Below are 20,376 nucleotides of genomic sequence, written 5' to 3'. Positions count from 1 at the left end.
TGGTTAGTTAGCCTCGGAAAAGTCTCACTCGCCGCGACCGCGCCACCGACGCGTCGCGTACCGGTACACCGTCGTCAGTGCGAGCGCGTTCGTCGAGAGGCTCGAGCACAGCAGGAACAGGTTCCGGCGTTCGGTCCACTCGATCCGTTCGTTCTCCTCGGTCGCCGTCCAGGCGACGAACTGGGCCAGCGCCGTCGCGGTCCAGGCCAGCGCCGTCGCGGTCCAGGCCAGCGCCGCGACGACGGCCAGGCGTCCGAATCGTACCATGCCGGTCGTTCGGTCTCGAGGAACAAGACAGGTTCTACGTCCCCCCGGAGAGCGCGAGCCGAACCGCGTCCGCGAGACCGTTTACCCGAGCCACGTGCTCGTAGGAGCCGTCCCGGACCCCGTTGGTGACGTACGAGAAGGCGATCCCCGTCTCGGGGTCGGCCCAGCCGACGCTGCTGCCCAGGCCCGCGTGGCCGAAGGCGCGCTCGGGCGCGAGCGAGCCGAACGGGCTCGCGGCCGTGCCGCCCTTGTATATCCCGAGTCCGTACCGCCGCGGCCTCGAGAGGGTGCCGTCGTCGTCGGTCTCGGCCTCGAGCCGGGTCATCGCGTCGACCGTCTGCTCCGAGAGGATGCGGGTTCCCTCGAGTTCGCCGCCGTTCGCGAGGCAGGCGTAGAAGCGGGCCATATCGTGGGCGGTGCCGATCCCGTTCGCCGCGGGGATCACGGCCCGGTGGATCGCCTCGGTATTGAACGGCGCGGCGACCGACGCGTTGTCGCCCAGCCCCTCCTCGGGATCGCGACAGCGATCGAAGGCGTCGAAGGCGACGAGCGTGGCGACGTCGTCGGGTTCGTGGTCGCGCAGGCCGATCCCCGTCCGTGCCATCTCGAGTGGCTCGAACACGCGCTCGGCGGCGACCGTCTCGACTCGCGCACCCGAGACGCGGCGGACGAGTTCCCCGACGAGCCAGCCGAACGTGAGCGCGTGGTAGGCCGGCTCCTCGCCGGGCGTCGAGACGAGGTCGGCGTCCTCGAGGCTCTCCACGACGCGCGCCCAGTCGGGCCACAGGTCGGGGCGGTCGTCGAGTTCGCTCCGCTGGAGTCCGGCCGTGTGGCTGAGCACCTGCCGGACGGAGATTTCGGTCTTCTCGCTCCCGCTGTCGGCGAACTCGGGCCAGTGGTCGACGACCCGGTCGTCGTACTCGAGGAACCCGTCGTCGACGAGCGCGTGCAGCGCCGCCGCGGCGTACGGTTTCGTACAGGAGAATAGGACGTGGCGCGTCTCCGAGGTCGTCCGTTCGCCGTCGGGACCGGTCGTCCCGCCCGCGAGGTCGAGGACCCGCTCACCGTCGGCGTAGACGGCCAGCTGGGCGCCGTGGTGGAGGCCGACCTCGAGGTGGCGGTCGAAAAGCGCCGCGATCCGATCGCGCTCGCTGTCGGCGAGCTCGAGCCGTGACATACTCCGTCTAACTGCCGTCGGACTTGTAACCGTTCCCCCGCGGCGATCGACCGACGTTTTTAGCCCCGGCGCGCCAATCCCACCGTATGGACCGCAAGGAATTTCGCGATCTCGCCTCCCCCGAGGAGGCCCGCGAGGCGATCCGATCGCTCTCGCTCGAGGGCGGTATCGACCACGTCTCGCTGGCCGACGCTCGCGGACGGGTGCTCGTGGCGCGACTGGACGCCGAACTCGACGTGCCCGGTTTCGACCGGGCGAGCCTCGACGGCTACGCGCTTCGCGCGCGGGACACGTTCGGTGCCGACGAAGCCGACCCCGCGGAGCTGACGATCGCGGGCGAGGTCCACGCCGGCGAGGAGCCCGACATCGCCGTCGGCGAGGGCGAAGCCGTCGAGATCTCGACGGGGGCCGTGATGCCCTCGGGCGCGGACGCGATGGTGCCCGTGGAGAGAACCACTCCGGCAGGAGACTCGGTCCAGATCCGCACGTCGGTTGCCCCCGGGGACAACGTCATGTTCGCGGGCGCCGATGTCGCCGCGGGCGAGCGCGCGCTCGGCCCCGGAACCCGGATCACGCCGCGGGACATCGGGCTGCTGTCGGCGCTGGGAGTCGACGACGTTCCGGTTCGGTCGAAGCCGAAGGTGGGGATCGTCTCGACGGGCGACGAACTCGTCCGTCCTGGCGAGACCGTCGACAGCGATCGCGGCGAGATCTACGACGTCAACAGCTACACGATCGCCGCAGGCGTCGAGGACGCGGGCGGCGAGGCGGTGCTCTACCCCCACGCGGGCGACGAGCAAGAGGAGATGGAACGGATCCTCCGCGAGGCCGCAGCCGAGTGTGACCTCGTGCTCTCGTCGGGGTCGACCAGCGCGAGCGCGGTCGACGTCATCTATCGGGTCATCGAGGAGCAGGGCGAACTGCTGCTCCACGGCGTCGGCGTCAAGCCCGGGAAGCCGATGCTCGTCGGTCGACTGGAAGACTCGGCGTACGTCGGGCTGCCGGGCTACCCCGTCTCCGCGATGATGGTCTTTCGAACGTTCGTCGCGCCCGCGATCCGCGAGGCGGCCGGCCTTCCCGAAACGGAGACGGCGACCCTCGAGGGGCGGATGGCCAGACAGGAGCGCTACGACGAGGGGCGGCTGCGGCTGATGCCGGTCGGCGTGGTTCGTGACGGAGACGGCGAGACGCTGGTCTACCCCGTCGACAAGGGCAGCGGCGCGACGACGAGCCTCGCCGAGGCCGACGGCGTCGTCGAGGTCGCTCCCGGAACGGACTACCTCGAGACGGGCGAACCCGTCACGGTCTCGCTGTTCTCGCCCGACGTCAGGCCCCCGACGCTGCTGGGGGTCGGCGAGGACGATCCGACGCTGTCGCGGCTGCTCGACGGGCTGGACAACCCGCGCTATCTCTCGGTGGGTTCCCGACCCGGCCTGCGACGACTCCGGGAGGGCGTTCCGGACGTCGCCGTCGTCGCTGGACCGACCGAGAGAGACGTCGACGCCGAGGAACTGGGTAGCTGGGAGCGCGAGTGGGGACTGCTCGTCAAACCCGGCAACCCCGACCGAATAGAGGGACTGGCCGATCTGGTCGACGAGGACCACAGCTTCGTCAACCGGACGACCGACTCCGGGCTGCGCTCGAGTCTCGGCGCCGCGGTGGCGACCCTCGCCGAGGAGCGGGACGTTGATCGCCACGCCGTCGTCGACTCGATCGTCGGGTTCGACCTCGGGCTTCGCGCCCACGAGAGCCCCGCACGGAAGGTGATCGCCGACGAAGCCGACGCCGGCCTCGGGCTCCGGGAGACCGCCGACCGACTCGACCTGGGGTTCGTCTCGCTGGGCACCCAGCCCGTTCGAGTGCTCGCGAACCCCGACCGCCTCGAGAAGCCGGGCGTCGGCGAACTCGAGAACGCACTCGACGACGTGGCGAACGAGAGTTAGCGACGAGGAGAGTCAGCACCCGCTGAACAGCGATTTTTAACGCCCCGCGGTGTACGAAGCCCGATGTCGACCATCGCCGAGTTCCGGATCCCGGCCGCGGATACGACGCTCGAGGCCACGTTCGATCGGCTTCCCGAACTGCGAGTCGAACTCGAGGCGGCCGTCTCGCGCTCCCGACCCTGCCTCTGGATTACCGACGCCGAACGGACGGCGGTCGACGCCGCGCTCGCCGACGACCCGTCCGTCGAGACGTCCGACCTGCTCGTCGAGACGGGAGACCGTCTGCTGTACGACGTGACGTTCGCTCCGGGCGCCGATACGTTGTGGGATCGGCTGCTCGTCGACGGCGGCTCGCTGCTCGAGGGGTGGGGAACCGACGGCTGGTGGCAAGCCCGCGTCCGGTATCCGGACCGGGAGACGCTCTGTCGGGCCCACGACCGGCTCGTCGACCGCGGAATCGGCGTCGACCTCCGGCGAGTCACCGACGTCTCGCCGTCGTCGCCCTCGAGGACGAACCTCACCGCCGAGCAGCGGGAGGCGCTCGAGGCCGCCCTCGAGCGGGGATACTTCGAGATCCCGCGGGAGATCTCGATGGAGGAGCTGGCCGACGAGCTGGGGATCTCCCACCAGGCGCTGTCAGAACGGCTGCGACGGGCCTACGAGACGCTCGTCGACGAGGAGATCCAGCCGATCGGCGAGTCCGAGCCTCCGTCGTAGCCGTCGAAAGCCGGTGTACTTCCGCTCGAGTGCGATCGGTGAGTCGGTCGTTTCAACGGCTACTATAACCCACGCCAGGGAGTTCGTCGAACGACTCTACCCGATAATCGCCGAGGACACACTGCCCGCGGCGCTCGTGGCCAACGCGCTCGACGTGGATTGCGTCGAGCCCGGCGTTCCAGGCGGCGCCGACGTCGTTCGCGCCGTCGCCAGCCAGCACGCCCTGGTGGCCGTTGTGCGCGACGCCGAGCTCTCGCAGGACGGACTCGACGGGTGCGGGGTCGGGTTTCCAGCCCGTCTCCTCGGTACAGCAGAGACGAACGTCGAACCAGTCGCGGATCCCGACGTTGTCGAGGACGGGCTCACAGAGGAACTCCTGGCAGTGAGTGACGAGCCCGACGGGGACGTCGAGGTCGGCGACGAAGGCGGCATCCTCGTGGAGGTAGGTCTGTTCGGCCCGCACCATCGGGTCCTCCTCGGCGTGGAACGCCTCCCAAAACGCGTGCGGGTCGATCCCCCACGCCTCGAGCTGGCGGTCCCGCGAGCCGGTGAGCCCGCTCCAGATGATGTCGGCCTCCTGGTCGGTGAACTCGCGACCGAGGCGGTCGCCGACCCGGTCGAACACCTCCCGGGTGTAGGACCACTCGACGTCGATAAGGGTGCCGTCGAGGTCGAGCAGCCAGTAATCGTACTCGGAGACCATTGGGACCAGCAACTACGGGGCTGAGCGATAAATGCGTGTCGCTCGGCTCACGGCTCGTCGACGACGTGAACGCTCGAGCCGAGATACTTCGAGAGCACCTCGGAGACGTCGTCGGCGTTGAACGCCTCGAGGTCGTCGGCGATTTCGGCCTTCAGCGCCTCGAGGTAGGCCTCGTCGGTCCGCAGCTCCCGGAAGGAGACGGCCTCGATCGCGCCGAGGGGTTCGCCGAGCCAGTCGGCGGCCAACCGACGGGCGTGTTCCGCGTCGCCGACCTCGCCCCGCCAGAGCGTGTTCCGGAAGAACAGCCATCCCTCCGTGCCCGGCTCCGGGGCGTCCCGCGAGACCGTCACCGTCGTCTCGCCGGAGTCGCCGTCGACCCGAACGCCTCCCGTAGCCGGCTCGAGCCGGAGCCGAACGCGAAAGACGTAGGCGGCGTCCATCAGCCGCCGTATTCCTCGTCGGCGAGCTCCGCCATCTCGATGTCGGCGTCGGTGATCCCACCCTCCTCGTGGGAGGTCAGCCGAACCTCGACCTCCTCGTAACGGATGCGGATCTCGGGGTGGTGGAACTGCTCCTCGGCGACCTCGCCGACGTCTCCGGCGAAGCTCACGCCCTCGAGATAGTCGTCGAACTCGTAGGTGCGGACGATCTCGTCGTCCTCGCGCTCCCAGCCGTCGGGCAGCTGTGCGTCGATCTCGTCGTCCGAAAGCAGGTCTGCCATAGCGGACGAACGGAAGGGACGAAAATAACGGTTGTGCCGTCTGGATCGTGGTCAGTCGTCGTCGGTGACACCGACCTGAACGTCGGCGGAGTCGAGTTCGGCCATCGCGGCGATCGAGGGCGACCGGGGCGGCTCGCCGCCGAAGTCGGGATCGAACAGCTGCAGGGCGGTGTTGATCGTGCTCCAGTCGTCCTCCGCGGCGGCCTCCCGAAGACTCTTGGTCGGCGGGGCCAGCAGCTGGTTGACCATCGAGTCGGCCATCGCCTCGAGCACCTCGCGCTGGGAGCCGTTGCCCTTCTCGAGTTCGGCGATCGCCCGCTCGAGTTCGCGTTCCTTGATCCGGTCGGCCGACTCGTACATCGCGGCGATGACCTCGTCGGCGCGGGCCCGCTTGTACTGATCGCACAGCAGCTCGAACTCCCGATCGATCATCGCCTCGACCTCGGTCGCGGCGTCGGCGCGCTGTTCCCGTGTTTCGGCCGTGATCGACTCGAGGTCGTCGAGATCGTACACCGTCACCGACGGGAGGCCGCCGACCGCGGGCGCGACGTCGCGGGGCTGACCCAGATCCACGACGACCTGATCGGACCCGTCTGCGAGGTGGTGGGGTTCGACCACCGGCTCGTCGCTACCCGTCGCCGCGATCACGACGTCGGCGTCGTCGGCGACGGTGGCAATCGCCCCGAGCGGGACGGCGTCGACGTCGACCGCGAGCTCGTCAGCGAGGTGGGCGGCGCGGTCGACGGTGCGGTTCGCGACGAGCAGCTTCGAGACGTCGGCGTCGGCGAGGCTACGGGCCGCCAACCGGCCCATCTCGCCGGCTCCAACGATCAACCCCGTCGCACCCTCGAGGCTGACGTCGTCGGCGACGAGCCGGGTCGCGGCCGACCCCAGCGAGACGACGCCCTCGTTGATCGCGGTCTCCGTGCGGGCGCGCTCGCCGACGTGAATCGACTTGGTGACGGCGGCCTCGAGCATCGGCCCGATGCCGCCGCCGCCGCGGGCGTCCTCGTAGGCGGTCCGGACCTGGCCGATGATCTGATCCTCGCCGAGCACGACGGACTCGAGTCCCGTGGCGACCCGAAGCAGGTGGCGCAGGCTCTCGTCGTGGCCGGTGACGACCAGCGCGTCGTCGTCGGTCGTTGCGAAGAACTCCTCGAGCGTGGCCCGGCCGAGCGTCGCGTCGCTCGAGACGACGTAGGCCTCGACTCGGTTGCACGTCGAGAGGACGTACGCCTCCTCGATCTCGGGAACGCTACGGAGGGCCCTGACGGCTGCTCGCTGGCTGTCGGGGCTCGCGGCCGCGAGATCGTCGACGCTCCCGCTGTCGTGTGTCACGCGTGCAGCCGTGATAACCCCACTCATGGCAGATCACGCTCCGTCGCCCGTTCCTCACTCAGCACGTCCTCGATCACTTGGGATGGGTTGGACGCTCCCGTACGTAAATCTGTCCAAACGTCCGGTGATTTGACGACATCGCCGACAAGCTCGCGCCGACGGACCGGATCGACGTTCTGCGATCTGAGTTCCGTCCGCAGCGCCGCACAGACCCGGGCCATCTCGCCGGCACCCGCCAGCTGGTCCTCGAACTCCCGACGGAGGTGTTTGCTCAGCGCGGGGGCGGTTCCGCCCGTCGCGATCGAGACGACGACGGGATCCTCACGGACGGTCGCGGGAACGACGACGCTGCCGGGATCTCGCTCGCCCGAGCGATCGGCGCGGTTGACGAGCACGCCCCGCTCCCGGGCGGCCCGCGCGGCCGCCTCGTTGATCGCCTCGTCGTCGGTCGCGGCAACGACCAGCGCGGGCTCGCAGCGCTCGAGCCAGCCGTCGACGTCGCCGGGCTCGGGTGCGGCCCGTACGAGGTCGGCGTCGCCGAACCGTTCGTCGGCGAAGGCGGGACTGACGACGATCACCTCGGCCTCGCGGGCGAACCGCCGGGCCTTTCGAGCACCGACCGGGCCGCCGCCGAAGACGAGCACCGTCGTCCCCGTGAAGTCGTGGAGTAGCGGAATCATGGTGGTATCGAACGATCGGATCGTCGAACCGACGACGATCTCGCCGTCGTTCCCGCGACGACCGCGGCGGACGACGGCTGACGCATACGGGATCGTCGGGACGCGTCCCTCATAAGCGACTCGGCGGGGCTAAAACGGGTACTCCCGGTCGTCGTGTTGCAGGGAGAGCCACTTCCGTTCGGTGACCTCCTCCAGAAACGCCTCCGCGTTGTAGCCGCCGATCCCGGAGGCCCCGGTGCCGCTGAAGGGGACGTGGGCCTCGTCGTTGATCGGCTGATCGTTTACGTGGACCATCCCCGTCTCGAGGCGGTCCGCGATCCGCCGTCCCGCGCCGACGTCGCCCGCGTGGACCGACCCCGAGAGGCCGTACTCGACGGCGTTGTGGAGGTCGACGGCCTCGTCGATATCCGAGAACGGGATCACGGGCGCGATCGGGCCGAAGTGTTCGTTGCAGGCTGCGGCCATCTCGTTTGTCACGCCGGAGAGGACCGTCGGCGCGACGACCAGCGAGTCGTCGACGTCGATTTCGACCGTCTCGCCGCCCGTCTCGAGGGTCGCGCCCGCCTCGACGGTCTCCTCGACGTAGCCGAGCATCTCCTCGCGCTGGGACTCGTCGATGATGGGACCGACGACCGTGTCGGGATCGTGGGCGCTGCCAGCCGGCAGCGACTCGGCGCGCTCGGTCAGGCGCTCGACGTACTCGTCGTAGACGTCCTCGTGGACCAGGTGGCGGTTGATCGAGATACAGACCTGTCCCTGGTGGACGAACGTGCCGAAGACGCCGGCGTCGACGGCGGTCTCGAGGTCGGCGTCTTCGGTGACGATGTGGGCGTTGTTCCCGCCGAGCTCCATCGCGGCCTCAGCGAGGTTCTCGCCGGCGGTGGCGGCGACCTGGCGACCGATCGGTGTCGACCCGGTGAAGGCGACGACGTCGCTTTCGGGGTGGCCGGCGACCCGATCGCCGATCTCCGATCCCTTCCCGGTGACGACGTTGAGGACGCCGTCGGGAACGCCCGCTGCCTCGAACAGTTTCGCGAGCAACAGCCCGCCCGTGATCGGCGTGTTCGAGGCGGGCTTGAGCACGACCGCGTTCCCGGCGGCGATCGCCGGTGCGACCGCCCGCATCGAGAGGTTCAGCGGGAAGTTCCACGGCGAGATAACCGTGACCACGCCCTCCGGGACGCGCTCGACGACGTTTTCCTTCCCTGGGACGTTGGAGGCGGCGTGCTGGCCTTTCATCCGGCGAGGCAGCGTCGCCGCCTCGGCGGCCTGATCGGTCGCCAGCTCGAGCGACGTCTCGCCCATGATCTGCGAGCCGCCGGCCTCGCTCGCGAGCAGGTCGACGATCTCGTCGTGGCGGTCCTCGAGTTCCTGGACGACGCCCTGCAACAGCTCCTCGCGATCGGTTGGCGGGCGATCGCCCCACGCCGACTGGGCGGCCGCGGCGGCCTCGTAGGCCACATCGACGTCGTCCTCGACGGCTGCGGGAACCGACGCGATCGACTCCCGAGTCGAGGGATCCTCGACGGTCAGCTCCTCGCCGCTTTCGGACGGCGTCCACTCCCCGTCGACGTACAGCTCGCTCCAGTCGTCGGTGATTGGTAGAGACATCGAGCGCCGACGCTACGCGCGTCGGGAGCAAAACGGTCACGGACGGCGAACCCGACTGTCGGTTGCGGCGAGCCCCGCGAGGCCGACTTCTCGCCCGCCTCCGCGTCGTCCGCCCGCTACTCGCCCTCGACGCCGGTGACGTCGTGGCCCAGTTCCTCAATCTCCTCGAGGATCGCCTCGTGGTCGGCGCTGGCCTCGTAGTAAATGACGATGTCGAAGCTCCCCTCTCGGAGCAGCTGCTGGCACTCCCAGACGAACTCCTCGTCCTCGAGCGTGAGCCCCTGGTGCTGGTTCGAGGAGAAGTCGGGGTCGTCGTTGCCCGAGTAGACGTAGCAGTCTTTCGGGTCGTACCCCGAGTGCTCGGCGATGATATCGCCGACGTCGATCGTCGCCTGCATCATCCGGACGTCCTCGCTGCCGTCGTAGTCGGTGTGGACGATCGCGCCGTTGAGGTCGACCTCGCCGGGCTCGAGCAACGCCTTCGTTCGCTGGTAGAGATCGTCGTCGAGTGTGTCGCTCATCGGCCGAGACGAGAACCTCCGACCTGATAGCGGTCACGATTGCTCCCGGCGTGATACGGATCGGTGTAGCGTTGTATCGGCGATCGCTGTTCCGGTGGAGCGACCGTCGGTATGGAGCGACAACGGTCCGTATGCCAGTGTGTATCGATACCGCTGAGTAACACACAAGACACATACTTCTGGTCCTCATCACGTCGAGTGATGAATCGGTGGCTCCGTGAGCGCGTGGACGCGGCGTACGAGCAGCTCCTCTCGAGGGAGATCGACGGTGTGCCGACCCACGTCGCCGTGATTCAGGATGGCAACCGCCGGTACGCGCGCCGGCAGGGAGCGGACGCGACCGACGGCCACCGCGCGGGCGCCGAGACGACCGAGCGCGTCCTCGAGTGGTGCCAGGAGGTCGGCGTCGAGGAACTCACCCTCTACGCGTTCTCCACGGAGAACTTCGATCGGCCGGCCGAGGAGCGCGAGGCGCTGTACGATCTGCTCTGTGAGAAACTCCGGGAGTTCGCCGACGCCGAGCGCGTCCACGACAACGGCGTCAAGATCCGCGCGCTGGGGGCCATCGACCGACTACCCGATCGGGTCCGTGAGGCCGTCGACTACGCCGAGGAGCGAACCGCCGACTACGACCGCTTCGTGCTCAACATCGCGCTGGCCTACGGCGGCCGCTCGGAGCTGCTCTGTGCCGCCCGAGGCGTCGCGAGCGACGTCGAGGCCGGCGAGGTCGACCCCGAGGAGATCGACGTCGAGGCGATCGAACGGCGGCTGTACGACGAGCCGGTTCGGGACGTCGATCTGATCATCCGAACCGGGGGCGACGAGCGGACCTCGAACTTCCTACCCTGGCACGCCAACGGCAACGAGGCCGCCGTCTTTTTCTGTACCCCCTACTGGCCGGAGTTCTCAAAGCCCGACTTCCTGCGCGGGATCCGAACGTACGAGCACCGCCAGGAGTCCTGGCGGCGAACCCGCGCCCGCCGGGCGCTGGCCCTGCTCGGGGCGATGAGCGATCCCGAACTCGCGGAGGCGCGATCGATCGTCGACCGGTTCCGCGACTCGCTGCCGACCGCCGAACAGCCCGACGAGGAGGAACTGGAGGGGGTCGACTCGAGCGGTCCCGCCGCCGACTGAGCCCGGCCGTGTCTCGAAACCTACAATCGGACGGGCTCCCAACGCGGGGTATGGACCGCCAGCTCGCGGTCGGACTCGCCGCGACGGGGACCGGGCTCGCGTCGTTCCTGGTGCTCGGGAGCGCCGGCGTGCTTCGCCACCCCCAGACGGCCGCCGACTACACCCAGCCCGCGGAGTTTCTCGCGATCGGCGGCGGCTTCTTCCTGCTGACCGTCGGGATCCTCGTGACGCTGTTCGCCTACGTCGAGTTCCCCGAACCGGAGGCGTAGGGCTCGGGCGAGCGTGACGAACCGGATCGCAGTTCCGCGATCGACCGCAGCGCGAGTCCCCGAGTCAGCTCTCGAGCACGGTGATCGAGAACTCGAACCGATTGGAATCCTCGCGGTCGTCGTCTCCGTAGACCGTGATCCCGTAGGGGTACTCTCCCGGCGGTGCGTCCTCCGCGACGGTCACCGGGAGGCGGATCTCGACGTCGGTTCGATCGTCCCAGAGCCAGACAGGTGGAAAGGAGTCAAGCTGGCGGTCCGGTGAGGGCGTCGGCGAACCGCGGCCGAGGTCCAGCTCGACCGGTGCATCGTCGAGGCCCGCGAACCCGGTGTCGCCCGGGGCGCTAACACTCAGTCCGACGACGCCGTTCGCCTCGAGCTCGAGTTCGCCCGCTGTCCCCGGCTGAAACTCCGGTTCGGCGCCGTCTACGTCCGGGCTGTCGTCGGTTTCGCCCTCGAGCGAGCCGAGACAGCCGCTCAGTCCGACGGCTCCGCCGAGGCAGGCGGCGAGGTACCGTCTCCGGTCCATACCGTGCCACGCGCTCGCCGCCTATACGTACTTTCTGTCCCGAGCCAGTTCCCGGTGGGCTACCGACCGAACCGCCTCGAGCGGTTGCAGTACTCCCGGACCGCCCGCAGGAAGTCTCGTTTACGGAAGTCCCGCCAGTTGACGTCGGTGAAGTACAGCTCCGAGTAGACCGACTGCCAGATCATGAAATCCGAGAGCCGTTCGGCGCCCGTCTTGATCACCAGGTCGGGCTCGGAGGGAAAGACGAGGTGGTCCTCGACGCGCTCGTCGTCGATCTCCTCGGGCTCGAGCTCGCCCGCCTCGACGCTCTCGGCCAGCGTTCGCACGGCGCTCGTGAACTCGTGTTTCCCGCCGAGGCCGATCCCGATCTGGATCGGGGCGTCGGCCTGGCTGGGGTCGTCGGGCGTGCGGACGGCGACTTCGCGAGGGGCGTCGACGGCCTCGAGCTCCCGTTGCAGGGCCGGGATCGCGGCGGCGTCGAGGACGCTGACGTAGACCGTCACCCGGGTGGCGTACTCGAACGCCCAGTCGAAAAACGCCGAGAGCGTCTCGTAGGCCCCGCGCTCGAGCAGGTCCCGCTCGGTGATCACGAGCGCGACGTGGTCGGGGCTGTCGGCGTCGTGCCGACCGATGCGAACGGAGAGGTAGCGCTCGTACAGACCCACGCCCTCCCGTTTCCGGGCCGGTGGCATACCGGTTACGGGTTCGATTCGGATCCGTCAGACGCCCGCTTCAGCACCGCTACCCGCCACAAATCGCGCTCGAGCCGGTTCACGAAGGTTCAAGTAATCCCCACAGAAAGGACCGCTTACCGTGACAGAACCCGTCCGGCGAGCCGGCGTCTTCGCGCTGCTGTGTACGCTCTCGCTCGCCGTACCGCTTCTCGGCCCCGAGATCGCGGCGGCGCTGGCCGCGGTCATCCTGCTCGGAGCGGTCGCCGTTACTGACGGGCCGATCTTCGACCTGCTGGCCTATCCAGACGACTACGAGGACGGGCGCCTCTACGGACTCATCGCGTTCGTCCTCGCCGGCGTCGCGCTCGGCTTGCTCGCCGTTCAGTCCTCGATGACGAGCGCGATCTTCGTCGGAACGGTGTTTCTGATCGGCTACGGAAACTTCGGCGAGCGCCTCGTCCGAACGCGAACCGACAGCGACGTCGTCCACACCGCGGGGTTCTGTCTCATCGCGACCGTCGCGGCCGTCCTCGGCCAGGCGGCGACGGTCACCGTTACCGGCGGCTCGATCCCGTCGGCCCTACCGACGATCCTGTTTCTCGCCGCCAGCGGCGCCCTGCTCGCCGCCCTGCTCCGCGACGTCCTGTTGCTCTACGACGATCCCGTCGTCATGCTGTCGGTCGGGCTGTTGCTCTGGCTGCTCGCGGAGCTCGATCCCACCCTCGGTGCGGCCGAGATCGCGGTCGCGCTGGCGATCACCGCCGCGCTCGGCTACGCCTCCTACGCCCTCGAGACGGCCTCGATCGCCGGGATGCTCACTGGCGTCCTGCTCGGCCTGTTGACGATCGTGCTCGGGGGGTACGGCTGGTTCGTCGTCCTCATCTCCTTCTTTGCGATCGGCGGGCTCTCGACGAAGTTCCGCTACGATCGCAAGGAAGACCTGGGCGTCGCCGAGGACAACAACGGCGCCCGCGGCACCGGAAACGTCCTCGGTAACGCGGCCGTCGGGCTCGTCGCCGTCCTCGGCTACGCCGCCAGCGAGGCCGCCTTCCTCCCGATCGGTTCCGAGCTGTTTCTGTTCGCGTTCGCCGGCTCCGTCGCGACCGCGATGAGCGACACCCTCTCGAGCGAGATCGGCAGCGTCTTCGAGAAACCGCGGCTGATAACCACGCTCGAGCCCGTCGAGCCCGGTACCGACGGCGGCGTCACCTGGCAGGGGGAGATCGCCGGGATCGTCGGCGCGGCGATCGTCGCGGTCATCTCCTACGCGCTGTTCGCCGAGGTCGGCGTCGTCGGCGCGGCGATCATCGTTACGGCCGGCTTCGTCGGGATGACCGTCGACAGCCTCCTCGGGGCGACCCTCGAGGGGCCGCTGCTGGGTAACCAGGGCGTCAACTTCCTGGCGACGCTGTCAGGCGCGATCGTCTGTGCGCTGCTCGGACTGTCGTTCGCGTTGCTCGGCTAATCGTTCGATCTCGAGCGCTTGCAACCGTCAGCCGTCGAGTCGTCGAGCCACGCGGTTGTGCGGAGCTGATCCTCGCCGGTGGCGGCGGTGACGGCGAACATCATCAGGACCCAGAGACCGAGCAGGGCGACCGCGGCAAAAGCGGATGGGGACATGGACGTCCGGACGATGTGCTCGGTTATACGAAATACAGGAGAAAACCCACGGCTTTAGCCGTGGGATGAATCCGTCACTCCTGGATCAAACCACGCTACGGTGGTAGTCCGACTCCCCAATTATTAAGAAATACCAGTTCTACATATAAGATATGGACGTGCGGCGTACAGTCCCCGTTGCGCTCGATGTGGACAGCGACGACGCCGCACTCCTCGAAGATACCGTAGCCACGTTCCTCTGGTCGGCACAATACGTCGTAGACCACGCTTTCAAAGGCGAGTACGTTACCACCAGCAAAACCACACTGGACGACGAAACCTACGACGATGTGCGCGAAAAGACCGACGAGTTCAACGGTGGCCTCGTGCAAGCCGCTCGAAACAAGGCTGCCGAAGCCTGCAAAAGCGTCGTCGCCCGCTGGAAAAACGGGAAGAAAGCGTCCAAACCCACCTTCACCAGCCCACACGTCGTCTACGACCACCGCACTGCGACCTTCCACGACGACTACGTGAGCCTCGCTACCACGGACGGTCGCGTTGAAGCAGGCTATGTGCTACCTGACGAGGACAGCGACACACCGCACTCCGAGTACCTATTCTCCGACAAGTACGAAACGACGGGTGCGGAACTGCACTACCGCGACGGTGAGTGGGTGCTTCACATCCATTGCAAGCTGGAACTGGAGTCCGACACGTCGGAACAGGCAACACCCGAGAACGGAACGGTTCTCGGGGTTGACCTCGGCGTGAACAACCTCGCCGTCACCAGTACTGGTGCGTTCTGGACGGGCGACGAGTTCGACCACTGGCGACGCGAGTACGAAAAACGCCGTAGCTCGCTCCAGCAATGCGGAACACGGTGGGCCCACGAGAACATCCAATCAGTCGGGCGGAAAGAACAAGGACGGTTCAAGCTGATGCTCCACCGGATTAGCAACGAACTCGTCGCGGAAGCCCGTGAAAACAGATGTTCAGTCATCGTGTTTGAGGATTTGACCGATATCCGTGAGCGAACTGGCGCCTCGTGGGGTCACAAATGGGCGTTCAACCGCCTGTACAACTACGTCGAGTACAAAGCCGAAGAACACGGTATCGACGTAGAACAGGTTGACCCCGAAAACACGTCGCGGCGTTGCTCGAACTGCGGGTTCACTCATCCAGACAACCGCGATAGCGAGGAGTTCGAGTGCTTGAAGTGCGGGTATGAGAATCACGCGGACTACAACGCCGCGAAGAACATCGGTTTGCGGTATCTCCGTCGCAACCAAACTGGGGATGATGGAGGCGCACCTTTGGGCGTGCGCTTGAACAGCGGGATGATGAACGTAAACGGAGGCTATTCTCCTGCCTCAACTGAGGCCAGAACGGGAGTCTACGCTGAATCCCACCGCTTTAGCGGGGGGTAGCTCAACAACTCCTCGGACGGCGAGGGTGCTGCGAGCGGCTTGCAAACCGGAGAGAGCTCACTCCGTCGGCGGCGCGTCGGCGATCTCGTCGAGCGCGTGGACCTGAACCGCCGTCGGTCGCTTGGTGAACTGTCCGAGCGAGCGGGCGACGATCCTGTCGACGCCGCGGTCGGCAGCGAGATCCAGCAGCCGCTGGTCGAGGATTTCGTCGAGGACGATCGTCGTCGGCTCCGTCTCGGCCGCCTCGAGCGCGTCGTAGACGTCGCCCGCGGGCGCCTCCTCGAGGACGTCGCCGTCGGCGTCGAGGAACCGGACCTGATCGGTGTCGCCGGCGATCACGACGGTCGCGTGACCGTAGACGGTCTGTGGCCCCTCGTCGACTGACGGCTCATCGGCCGTCGGGTCGGCGTCCGGAGAACTCGACTCCGTCTGCGTTTCCGCTCTGGTTTCGGACTCGGTCGACGACGCCGACGCGCTTGAGCCCGTACCCGACGACTGGGTTCCGTTCGGCTGGCGGTTCGCCCCGGTCGAGGGACCGTCCGGGGACTCCTCGTCGATCGTGTGGGGCGAGGACGTCGGCGGCGCCGGCGTTGCGCTCCCGTCGGTCGCGGCGACGGCCTCCCGGGGTTCGCTGAGTCCGGAGACGCTGTCGTAGGGGACCTTGTTTCGCAGCGCGGCGAACAGCTGGTGGTGGTCGAGCTCCTCGACGGACTCGCCTGCGGGGGCGAAGGCGACGTAGTCGATATCGCCGACCTGGGAGAGCTCCTCGAAGATCAGGTCACCACCCCGATCACCGTCGAGGAAGACGGTGACCGTTCGGTGGCGGGTCAGCTCGGCCACTGCGTCGGGGACGTTCGTCCCCTCGACGGCGATGGCGTTCTTGACGCCGTACTTCAGCAGCGTCAGCACGTCCGAGCGACCCTCGACGACGATGATCGCGTCGCTGTCGGTGACCCGCGGGCCGGCGGGTAACCCCTCGTACTCGGTGATGTCCTCGACGCGGACGTGCTGGCGGACCTCCGCGAGGATCTCCTCGGAGGTCATCATCGAGTCGTCGAACCCGGTTCGGAGCAGCTCCTTCGCCCGATCGACGACCTCCTTTCGTTTGGCCGTGCGGACGTCCTCGATTTCGCGCACCTCGAGGGAGGCACGGCAGGGACCGACACGGGTGATCGTCTCGAGCGAGGCCGCGAGCGTCGCGGTCTCGACCTTGTCGAGGCTGGTCGCGATGGTGAGCGTTCCGTGTGACTGGCCCTTGGTGCTAGTTATTTCGACGTCGATACGGCCGACTTTCTGTGACTGACGGAGGTCGCGGAGGTCGAGTTCGTCGCCCAGTAGGCCCTCCGTCTGGCCGAAGATCGCACCGACGACGTCGCTTCGCTCGACCACCCCGTCAGCCGTCACGTTCGCGTGGATATGGTATTTCGAGGTGTCTTCCATGGAGATCTGTCCCCGGCGGGACGGGGACACCGAGACGAGATCGCACGTCCGGGAAGTTACCTAGAGTGAGGGCAGTGAGACGCAAATAGCTGTTGACCTGGAGGTGCCCGGGCGGTGCGACAGTCGGGTTAGTAGGCTGGCCGGGTCCAGTACCAGTAACACGTGACCGCGAGCAACACCGCCAGCCCGCCCAGAAAGAACAACAGTCCGGGCGGGACGGTCGCGAACACCGCCTCCGCGGTCTCGCCGCCGTCGAGGATCACGTCGATCCCCTCGGCGCCGTCCCCGTTCGGGTCGCTCGCGCCGGGCTCGTCCGTCGCGGCGTCGTCCGTCCGATCCGGCTCCTCGGCGTCCTCGCTGGCGATACCTACTCCTTCGTCCTCGGTCTCCCCATCGTCGCTCGCGGCGTCCTCGCTTACGGCCTCGTCACCCGCGGTGTCGGCGGCGTCCCCGCTGTCGGCCGCCCCCGGGGCCGTTCCCGCCCCGTCCCGTCCGACCCAGCGGGTGACGCCGTACTGGACGAGCAGGCTCGCACCCGCCAGCCCGGCGAGGCCGCCGACGAACCGCGAGAGGGCCGCCCGCAGCTGCGAGGCTGTCGACTCGTCGCTGGTGACGATCAGCGGGCCGTCGGTCGTCGCGTAGACGCTCATCTCGTTGCCCCGCGAGGAGTACCAGGTGTCGACCACCTCGACTAGCCCGGCGTCTTCCAGCTTCTCGAGGTGGTAGCGGACGTTCTGGATCGAGGAGTCGATCGCCTCCGCGATGTCGCTTGGCGTACTCGGTTCGTCGTCGACCCGTGCGTAGATCCGGCGGGCGGTCGTCGAGGAGAGGGCGCCGAACACCGCGTCGGCGTCCTCCCCCTCGAGGTCGACGATCCGGGGCTGGCCCTCCTCGGACTCCGGCTCCGACCGGAAGGGGAACAGCCGAGCCATGCGTTATACCCATTCGATTCCCGACACATATACCCCTTTTCCTCCCTGAAACGACGGTTTCACCTAACGAAATTCGCCGGACGTGACGGGAGCCGACGCACCGATGGAAAAATCTATTCAATAGCCGGTATCGAACAGTAACAGTTACCCACGTGGGAACGAACGACGACGTATGTCACGCCCGGCGCTGTGGGGATGGATCGTCGTCGCGGTCGGACTGAGCGCGCTCACGATCCCGTGGTTCCTCTGGGGCGACGCGACGCTCGTCGCGGGGATCCCGCTCTGGCTCTGGTGGCACGTCGGCTGGATGGGGCTGGCCTCGCTCGTGTTCTGGCTGTTCGCCCGCCGGTTCTGGGGGATCGGGATCGAATCGAACGGCAACTCGAGGGACGATTCTCCGGGTTCGGCCTCGAGGGCCGACACCGGGGGTGAGCGGCGGTGACGGTCGCGATCCAGCTTGGAATCATCGTCGGCTACCTCCTGCTGGCGCTGGCGATCGGGCTGGTCGCCTACCGCCTGACCGATCGGACCGCCGAGGACTTCTACCTCGCGAGCCGGACGGTGGGGACGATCGTCCTGCTGTTTACGACGTTCGCGACGCTGCTGTCGGCGTTTACGTTCTTCGCGGGACCGAACGTCGCCTACCAGCAAGGTCCCGAGTGGGTGCTCGTCATGGGGCTGATGGACGGGATCATCTTCGCGATCCTCTGGTACGTGATCGGCTACAAGCAGTGGCTCCTCGGCCGACAGTACGAGTACGTCACCCTCGGCGAGATGCTCGGCGACCGGTTCGCCTCGCGCCGACTCAGGGGGCTCGTCGCGGGCATCAGCCTGCTCTGGCTGTTTCCGTACGTGATGCTCCAGCAGGTCGGCGCCGGCACCGCGTTACAGGCGCTGACCGAGGGCGCGGTCCCGTACGCCGTCGGCGCCGGGCTCATCACGGCGTTCATGATCCTCTACGTCGTCGTCGCCGGCTTTCGGGGAATCGCCTGGACAGACACCCTCCAGGGGGCGTTCATGCTCGTCACCACCTGGATCGCCCTCGTCTGGGTGCTGGCCGCCGTCGGGGGTCCCGGCGCGGCCTCGAGCGCGCTCGAGGCCGAGGCGGCCCACCACCTCGCGCTGGGCAGCGACTTCTACACCGTCCAGTGGATGCTCTCGACGGCGATCACGATCGGGTTCGGCGTCGCGATGTTCCCGCAGGTGAACCAGCGCTTCTTCGCCGCGGGCTCGAAGACGGTCCTGAAACGGTCGTTTGCCCTCTGGCCGATCCTCTGTGTCCTGCTGTTCGTTCCCTCGTTCCTGCTCGGGGCGTGGGCCCGCGGGCTCGACGTCGCGATTCCGGAGGGCGAGAACGTCCTTCCCGTGATCCTCGCCGAGTTCACGCCCGTCTGGTTCGCCGCGCTGGTCATCGCCGGCGCGATGGCCGCAATGATGTCCTCCTCGGACTCGATGCTGCTCTCGGGCTCGTCGTACTTCACGCGGGACCTCTACCGGCCGTCCGTCGAGGCCGACCTCTCCGAGCGCCGCGAGGACCTGCTCGCCCGCGTCGGCGTCGTCGGCTTCGCGACGGCCGCGTTCCTCGGCAGCCTCCTCCAGCCCGCGACGCTGTTCGAGCTCGGCGACGCGGCGTTCAGCGGGTTCGCCCAGCTCGCCCTTCCCGTGATGGTGGCGCTCTACTGGCGGAAGACGACCCGGGCCGGGATCACGGCCGGGATCCTCGTCAGTCAGACGTTCTACCTCTCGAGTCTCTTCACCACCGTCGTTCCGAGCGCGTACGCAGGCTGGACGGCCGGGCTCGTCGGGATGGGGCTCGGCCTCGTCGTCACCGTCGGCGTCTCGCTGCTGACGACGCCCGCGCCCGACGAGCGCCGGGCAATCTACTTCGACGGACTCGAGGCGGACTGATACCGACCGCTGTACGTCGTTTCCGGTGCAACCGAAGAACGCGTGGCGGTCGCGCCGGCAAATCGTCACAGCGTTCCGTACGACGGCGCGGCGGCACACGAGAGCAACACACCGAAAGGGGGTGACTGCGTACCGCTCGTCATGACGTCTGCGCTGCCGGAAGCCGTCCCCGGAACGTGGCACCGCGCCGGAACCCGAACGGGGAAGTCGAACGTCCTGATCGCGACGATCACCGCCGAAACGACCGTCTACGAACCTGCCGAGGAGGCGACGTCCCTCGCGGCACTCGGCGCGAGCGACATCCCCGTCCAGTCGCTGTTCACCGTCGATATGCAGTTTTCACCGTCGCTGTCGGTCGTCGGCGTCTCGCCCAAGAGCGTCCTGTCGACCGCGGCGCCGAAGGCAAGGCGCCAGTTCGTCGACGTCGTCGAGGACGAGGGGGTCGTCGTCGAGGACACCCGCGAGACGCTCTCGTTCGAGCGCCCCGACGGAACGGCGGGACGCTGGTACGTCCTCGACGTCTCCTATCCGCTCTCGCCCGACCTCGAGACCGACCGAGCGACGATCCCTGCCGAGACGAACATCGCAATCTGGCCGACCGACGACGCCTACGGGATGGCCGGCGGAACCCTCCCGCTCGAACTACCCGACGGCGTCGCGGAGACCCTCGGCGGGCTCGAGGTCGATCCCGAGCGCGATCGCGAGACGATCGCGGCGCTGATTCGGTCGGTCGATCCCGACAGCGCATCCGAGTAGGGGACGAGGAGCGGTCGACCGGAGTACATACTA

The 20,376-nt window shown here is 67.9% G+C and carries 23 protein-coding genes; 9 read left to right on the top strand and 14 right to left on the bottom strand.

Annotation, left to right across the window (positions count from 1 at the left end; all coding sequences use genetic code 11):
• Positions 1 to 24: 24 nt before the first annotated feature.
• Positions 25 to 267, bottom strand: a complete 243-nt coding sequence (locus QA609_RS06075) for a hypothetical protein (protein ID WP_278301687.1) — start codon at positions 265 to 267, stop codon at positions 25 to 27.
• A gap of 34 nt (positions 268 to 301) precedes the next feature.
• Positions 302 to 1,444, bottom strand: coding sequence for a serine hydrolase domain-containing protein (locus QA609_RS06070; RefSeq protein ID WP_278301686.1), 1,143 nt, complete (start codon positions 1,442 to 1,444; stop codon positions 302 to 304).
• Positions 1,445 to 1,530: 86 nt separating this feature from the next.
• Between QA609_RS06070 and QA609_RS06065 the strand changes: the two genes are divergently transcribed.
• Positions 1,531 to 3,387, top strand: coding sequence for a molybdopterin biosynthesis protein (locus tag QA609_RS06065; RefSeq protein ID WP_278301685.1), 1,857 nt, complete (start codon positions 1,531 to 1,533; stop codon positions 3,385 to 3,387).
• 63 nt (positions 3,388 to 3,450) lie between these two features.
• Positions 3,451 to 4,104 (top strand): helix-turn-helix domain-containing protein, encoded by a 654-nt coding sequence (locus QA609_RS06060; protein ID WP_278301684.1) that lies wholly within the window; start codon positions 3,451 to 3,453, stop codon positions 4,102 to 4,104.
• Positions 4,105 to 4,156: 52 nt separating this feature from the next.
• Here QA609_RS06060 and QA609_RS06055 read toward each other — a convergent pair whose 3' ends face one another.
• The 7 genes from QA609_RS06055 to QA609_RS06025 all read right to left on the bottom strand — a co-directional run bounded on the left by QA609_RS06055 (position 4,157) and on the right by QA609_RS06025 (position 9,678).
• Positions 4,157 to 4,807 (bottom strand): HAD family hydrolase, encoded by a 651-nt coding sequence (locus tag QA609_RS06055; protein WP_278301683.1) that lies wholly within the window; start codon positions 4,805 to 4,807, stop codon positions 4,157 to 4,159.
• A gap of 47 nt (positions 4,808 to 4,854) precedes the next feature.
• Positions 4,855 to 5,247, bottom strand: a complete 393-nt coding sequence (gene lwrS, locus QA609_RS06050) for an LWR-salt protein (RefSeq protein WP_278301682.1) — start codon at positions 5,245 to 5,247, stop codon at positions 4,855 to 4,857.
• Positions 5,247 to 5,528, bottom strand: a complete 282-nt coding sequence (locus tag QA609_RS06045) for a 4a-hydroxytetrahydrobiopterin dehydratase (protein ID WP_278301681.1) — start codon at positions 5,526 to 5,528, stop codon at positions 5,247 to 5,249. Before QA609_RS06045 ends, lwrS begins: the two co-directional genes overlap by 1 nt.
• Before the next feature lie 51 nt (positions 5,529 to 5,579).
• Positions 5,580 to 6,893, bottom strand: coding sequence for a glutamyl-tRNA reductase (gene hemA / locus QA609_RS06040; RefSeq protein ID WP_278301680.1), 1,314 nt, complete (start codon positions 6,891 to 6,893; stop codon positions 5,580 to 5,582).
• Positions 6,890 to 7,546 (bottom strand): bifunctional precorrin-2 dehydrogenase/sirohydrochlorin ferrochelatase, encoded by a 657-nt coding sequence (locus QA609_RS06035; RefSeq protein ID WP_278301679.1) that lies wholly within the window; start codon positions 7,544 to 7,546, stop codon positions 6,890 to 6,892. Before QA609_RS06035 ends, hemA begins: the two co-directional genes overlap by 4 nt.
• A 129-nt stretch (positions 7,547 to 7,675) precedes the next feature.
• On the bottom strand, positions 7,676 to 9,157 hold the full coding sequence (locus QA609_RS06030; RefSeq protein ID WP_278301678.1) for an aldehyde dehydrogenase family protein: 1,482 nt from the start codon (positions 9,155 to 9,157) through the stop codon (positions 7,676 to 7,678).
• A 116-nt stretch (positions 9,158 to 9,273) separates the two neighbouring features.
• Positions 9,274 to 9,678 carry a DUF5778 family protein gene (locus QA609_RS06025; protein WP_278301677.1) on the bottom strand — a complete coding sequence of 135 codons (405 nt, stop codon included), beginning with the start codon at positions 9,676 to 9,678 and terminating at the stop codon, positions 9,274 to 9,276.
• Positions 9,679 to 9,879: 201 nt separating this feature from the next.
• Here QA609_RS06025 and uppS point away from each other — a divergent pair, with 201 nt between their 5' ends.
• Positions 9,880 to 10,812, top strand: coding sequence for a polyprenyl diphosphate synthase (uppS, locus tag QA609_RS06020; RefSeq protein WP_278301676.1), 933 nt, complete (start codon positions 9,880 to 9,882; stop codon positions 10,810 to 10,812).
• A 50-nt stretch (positions 10,813 to 10,862) separates the two neighbouring features.
• The gene (locus tag QA609_RS06015) at positions 10,863 to 11,081 is read left to right on the top strand and encodes a hypothetical protein (protein ID WP_278301675.1); all 219 of its coding nucleotides are present in this window, start codon (positions 10,863 to 10,865) and stop codon (positions 11,079 to 11,081) included.
• 64 nt (positions 11,082 to 11,145) lie between these two features.
• Here the strand turns inward: QA609_RS06015 and QA609_RS06010 are convergent, their stop codons facing one another.
• Both QA609_RS06010 and QA609_RS06005 read right to left on the bottom strand, forming a co-directional pair.
• Entirely contained in the window at positions 11,146 to 11,607 is a 462-nt protein-coding gene (locus QA609_RS06010; RefSeq protein ID WP_278301674.1) for a hypothetical protein, read from the bottom strand.
• Between the two features lie 59 nt (positions 11,608 to 11,666).
• On the bottom strand, positions 11,667 to 12,272 hold the full coding sequence (locus QA609_RS06005) for an undecaprenyl diphosphate synthase family protein (RefSeq protein ID WP_278301842.1): 606 nt from the start codon (positions 12,270 to 12,272) through the stop codon (positions 11,667 to 11,669).
• A 148-nt stretch (positions 12,273 to 12,420) separates the two neighbouring features.
• On the opposite strand from QA609_RS06005, the gene QA609_RS06000 reads away from it, so the two are divergent.
• Positions 12,421 to 13,746, top strand: coding sequence for a DUF92 domain-containing protein (locus tag QA609_RS06000; RefSeq protein WP_278301673.1), 1,326 nt, complete (start codon positions 12,421 to 12,423; stop codon positions 13,744 to 13,746).
• Here QA609_RS06000 and QA609_RS05995 read toward each other — a convergent pair.
• Positions 13,743 to 13,901 carry a hypothetical protein gene (locus QA609_RS05995; protein ID WP_278301672.1) on the bottom strand — a complete coding sequence of 53 codons (159 nt, stop codon included), beginning with the start codon at positions 13,899 to 13,901 and terminating at the stop codon, positions 13,743 to 13,745. The genes QA609_RS06000 and QA609_RS05995 overlap by 4 nt on opposite strands.
• 152 nt (positions 13,902 to 14,053) lie before the next feature.
• Here QA609_RS05995 and QA609_RS05990 point away from each other — a divergent pair, with 152 nt between their 5' ends.
• The gene (locus QA609_RS05990) at positions 14,054 to 15,307 is read left to right on the top strand and encodes a transposase (protein ID WP_278301671.1); all 1,254 of its coding nucleotides are present in this window, start codon (positions 14,054 to 14,056) and stop codon (positions 15,305 to 15,307) included.
• Between the two features lie 57 nt (positions 15,308 to 15,364).
• Here the strand turns inward: QA609_RS05990 and dnaG are convergent, their stop codons facing one another.
• Together dnaG and QA609_RS05980 are read right to left on the bottom strand one after the other, a co-directional pair.
• Positions 15,365 to 16,747, bottom strand: a complete 1,383-nt coding sequence (gene dnaG, locus QA609_RS05985) for a DNA primase DnaG (protein ID WP_278301670.1) — start codon at positions 16,745 to 16,747, stop codon at positions 15,365 to 15,367.
• A gap of 128 nt (positions 16,748 to 16,875) precedes the next feature.
• Positions 16,876 to 17,679, bottom strand: a complete 804-nt coding sequence (locus QA609_RS05980; RefSeq protein ID WP_278301669.1) for a helix-turn-helix domain-containing protein — start codon at positions 17,677 to 17,679, stop codon at positions 16,876 to 16,878.
• A 172-nt stretch (positions 17,680 to 17,851) separates the two neighbouring features.
• On the opposite strand from QA609_RS05980, the gene QA609_RS05975 reads away from it, so the two are divergent.
• The 3 genes from QA609_RS05975 (at position 17,852) to QA609_RS05965 (ending at position 20,343) form a co-directional block, all read left to right on the top strand.
• Positions 17,852 to 18,121, top strand: coding sequence for a DUF3311 domain-containing protein (locus QA609_RS05975; protein WP_278301668.1), 270 nt, complete (start codon positions 17,852 to 17,854; stop codon positions 18,119 to 18,121).
• Positions 18,118 to 19,587 carry a sodium:solute symporter family protein gene (locus QA609_RS05970; RefSeq protein ID WP_278301667.1) on the top strand — a complete coding sequence of 490 codons (1,470 nt, stop codon included), beginning with the start codon at positions 18,118 to 18,120 and terminating at the stop codon, positions 19,585 to 19,587. Before QA609_RS05975 ends, QA609_RS05970 begins: the two co-directional genes overlap by 4 nt.
• A 141-nt stretch (positions 19,588 to 19,728) precedes the next feature.
• Positions 19,729 to 20,343, top strand: a complete 615-nt coding sequence (locus QA609_RS05965; RefSeq protein ID WP_278301666.1) for a hypothetical protein — start codon at positions 19,729 to 19,731, stop codon at positions 20,341 to 20,343.
• Positions 20,344 to 20,376: the final 33 nt, after the last annotated feature.

Origin of the sequence: Natronococcus sp. A-GB7 (assembly GCF_029688865.1) — an archaeon.
In the GTDB taxonomy this organism is placed as follows: Archaea; Halobacteriota; Halobacteria; order Halobacteriales; family Natrialbaceae; genus Natronococcus.
Note: the sequence above shows the minus strand (reverse complement) of the source record. Positions and strands in the feature narration are given on the sequence as shown.

What these genes read in the sequence shown, in the direction of transcription:
- QA609_RS06075 (WP_278301687.1), bottom strand. Translation starts at nt 267, where the DNA reads ATGGTACGATTCGGACGCCTGGCCGTCGTCGCGGCGCTGGCCTGGACC.
- QA609_RS06070 (WP_278301686.1), bottom strand. Translation starts at nt 1,444, where the DNA reads ATGTCACGGCTCGAGCTCGCCGACAGCGAGCGCGATCGGATCGCGGCG.
- QA609_RS06065 (WP_278301685.1), top strand. Translation starts at nt 1,531, where the DNA reads ATGGACCGCAAGGAATTTCGCGATCTCGCCTCCCCCGAGGAGGCCCGC.
- QA609_RS06060 (WP_278301684.1), top strand. Translation starts at nt 3,451, where the DNA reads ATGTCGACCATCGCCGAGTTCCGGATCCCGGCCGCGGATACGACGCTC.
- QA609_RS06055 (WP_278301683.1), bottom strand. Translation starts at nt 4,807, where the DNA reads ATGGTCTCCGAGTACGATTACTGGCTGCTCGACCTCGACGGCACCCTT.
- lwrS (WP_278301682.1), bottom strand. Translation starts at nt 5,247, where the DNA reads ATGGACGCCGCCTACGTCTTTCGCGTTCGGCTCCGGCTCGAGCCGGCT.
- QA609_RS06045 (WP_278301681.1), bottom strand. Translation starts at nt 5,528, where the DNA reads ATGGCAGACCTGCTTTCGGACGACGAGATCGACGCACAGCTGCCCGAC.
- hemA (WP_278301680.1), bottom strand. Translation starts at nt 6,893, where the DNA reads ATGAGTGGGGTTATCACGGCTGCACGCGTGACACACGACAGCGGGAGC.
- QA609_RS06035 (WP_278301679.1), bottom strand. Translation starts at nt 7,546, where the DNA reads ATGATTCCGCTACTCCACGACTTCACGGGGACGACGGTGCTCGTCTTC.
- QA609_RS06030 (WP_278301678.1), bottom strand. Translation starts at nt 9,157, where the DNA reads ATGTCTCTACCAATCACCGACGACTGGAGCGAGCTGTACGTCGACGGG.
- QA609_RS06025 (WP_278301677.1), bottom strand. Translation starts at nt 9,678, where the DNA reads ATGAGCGACACACTCGACGACGATCTCTACCAGCGAACGAAGGCGTTG.
- uppS (WP_278301676.1), top strand. Translation starts at nt 9,880, where the DNA reads ATGAATCGGTGGCTCCGTGAGCGCGTGGACGCGGCGTACGAGCAGCTC.
- QA609_RS06015 (WP_278301675.1), top strand. Translation starts at nt 10,863, where the DNA reads ATGGACCGCCAGCTCGCGGTCGGACTCGCCGCGACGGGGACCGGGCTC.
- QA609_RS06010 (WP_278301674.1), bottom strand. Translation starts at nt 11,607, where the DNA reads ATGGACCGGAGACGGTACCTCGCCGCCTGCCTCGGCGGAGCCGTCGGA.
- QA609_RS05995 (WP_278301672.1), bottom strand. Translation starts at nt 13,901, where the DNA reads ATGTCCCCATCCGCTTTTGCCGCGGTCGCCCTGCTCGGTCTCTGGGTC.
- QA609_RS05990 (WP_278301671.1), top strand. Translation starts at nt 14,054, where the DNA reads ATGGACGTGCGGCGTACAGTCCCCGTTGCGCTCGATGTGGACAGCGAC.
- dnaG (WP_278301670.1), bottom strand. Translation starts at nt 16,747, where the DNA reads ATGGAAGACACCTCGAAATACCATATCCACGCGAACGTGACGGCTGAC.
- QA609_RS05980 (WP_278301669.1), bottom strand. Translation starts at nt 17,679, where the DNA reads ATGGCTCGGCTGTTCCCCTTCCGGTCGGAGCCGGAGTCCGAGGAGGGC.
- QA609_RS05975 (WP_278301668.1), top strand. Translation starts at nt 17,852, where the DNA reads ATGTCACGCCCGGCGCTGTGGGGATGGATCGTCGTCGCGGTCGGACTG.
- QA609_RS05965 (WP_278301666.1), top strand. Translation starts at nt 19,729, where the DNA reads ATGACGTCTGCGCTGCCGGAAGCCGTCCCCGGAACGTGGCACCGCGCC.